A 1,483-nucleotide genomic window follows, 5' to 3' on the forward strand; every position below is an offset into this window, starting at 1 on the left:
CGTGTGGCGTGGCTCCCTGTGGGAGCAGTACCCTCTATGTGGTAAAACTGGGCCCGGGGTTGAGCCGGCGGACGGCCCAGATTGACCACTTCGTCGGAGACGATCCTCAGAAGGTGTGCTCGGGGCCGGGGAAGGTGGAGCCCTTGACGTCGGCGATGTAGGCCTCGGCGCCGCCTGCGAGGACCGACTTCACGTCGGCGTACTGCTTCACGAAGCGGGCCATCTTGCCGCCGCGCATGCCGAAGGCGTCCTGCCAGACCAGCACCTGGCCGTCGCAGTCGGGGCCGGCGCCGATGCCGATCGTGGGGATGTCGAGCTCCTTGGTGATCTGCGCGGCGACCTCGCCGGGGACCATCTCCATGACGACCGCGAACGCGCCGGCCTCCTGGACGGCCTTGGCGTCCTCGATGATCCGCTCGGAGGTGTCGCCGCGGCCCTGGACGCGGTAGCCGCCGAGGACGTGCTCGGACTGCGGGGTGAAGCCGATGTGGGCGATGACCGGGACGCCGCCCTCGGTCAGCTTCTTGATCACCGGAGCCATCTCGGCGCCGCCCTCGAGCTTCACGCAGTGGGCGCCACCCTCCTTCATGAAGCGCACCGCGGTCAGGTAGCCCTGCTCGGGCGAGGCCTGGTAGGAGCCGAAGGGCAGGTCGCCGACGACCATCGCCCGCTTCGCGCTGCGCGAGACCGCGCGGGTCAGCGGCAGCAGCTCGTCCACGGTCACCGGAAGCGACGTCTCGTTGCCGAGGACGTTGTTGGAGGCGGAGTCACCGACGAGCAGCAGGTCGACGCCGGCCTCGTCGAAGATCTGCGCGGTGTACATGTCGTAGGAGGTGAGCATCGTGATCTTGTCGCCACGCTGCTTCATCTCGCGAAGATGATGCGTGCGCACCTTGCGTACGGGCTTCGCAGGTGTGTTGCCTGCCGCACCGGAACCGTAAGGAGCGGTCTCCTCGGCAGAGGGGTTCGTGCTCATCATCGAGCCTTTCTGGTGTCATCTCGCAGCTCCCTGATGGAGTCCACGGACTGTGTCCAGCGTAGGTCCAGATGAACCCGATGGCGCTGTGGTGGTGATCACAGCCGGTCGAACGGGGCGGCATAGCGGAACGCGCCCCGAAGACCCGGTTCGTACGCAGCCAGCGGCCGGGCCTGGAAGTAGTCGCCCCAGGCCGGATCGGGCGCCTCGATCCCGAGCGAGGAAGCGCGCACGAAGCCGAATCGACCGTAGTAGTCGGGCGAGCCGAGCAGCACCACGACCGGCTCGCCCATCGCGTCGGCGCCGCCGAGCACCGCGTGCATCAGCGCCGACCCGACACCGTCGCGCTGGCGGTCGGGGGAGACGCTCACCGGTCCGATGCCGAGCGTGGGCCGCCCGGCAAGCTCCCCGCGGGTCGCCACGACGTGGCCGACGACCTCGCCGTCCATCTCGGCGACCAGCGAGAGCTCGGGGACCCAGCGCGGATCCACGCGCAGACATCCCACC

Annotated in this window: 2 protein-coding genes; both read right to left on the reverse strand. The window is 69.0% G+C overall.

Features of this window, described 5'->3' with window-relative positions:
* Nucleotides 1-106 precede the first annotated feature (106 nt).
* The gene (panB, locus tag ACFVJS_RS27930) at nucleotides 107-979 is read right to left on the reverse strand and encodes a 3-methyl-2-oxobutanoate hydroxymethyltransferase (protein ID WP_378886795.1); all 873 of its coding nucleotides are present in this window, start codon (nucleotides 977-979) and stop codon (nucleotides 107-109) included.
* Nucleotides 980-1,074: 95 nt separating this feature from the next.
* A partial coding sequence (locus tag ACFVJS_RS27935) for a GNAT family N-acetyltransferase (protein WP_378886796.1) occupies nucleotides 1,075-1,483 on the reverse strand: 409 nt, incomplete at its 5' end.

This window comes from Nocardioides sp. NPDC057772, assembly GCF_042798075.1.
Classification (GTDB): Bacteria; Actinomycetota; Actinomycetes; order Propionibacteriales; family Nocardioidaceae; genus Nocardioides.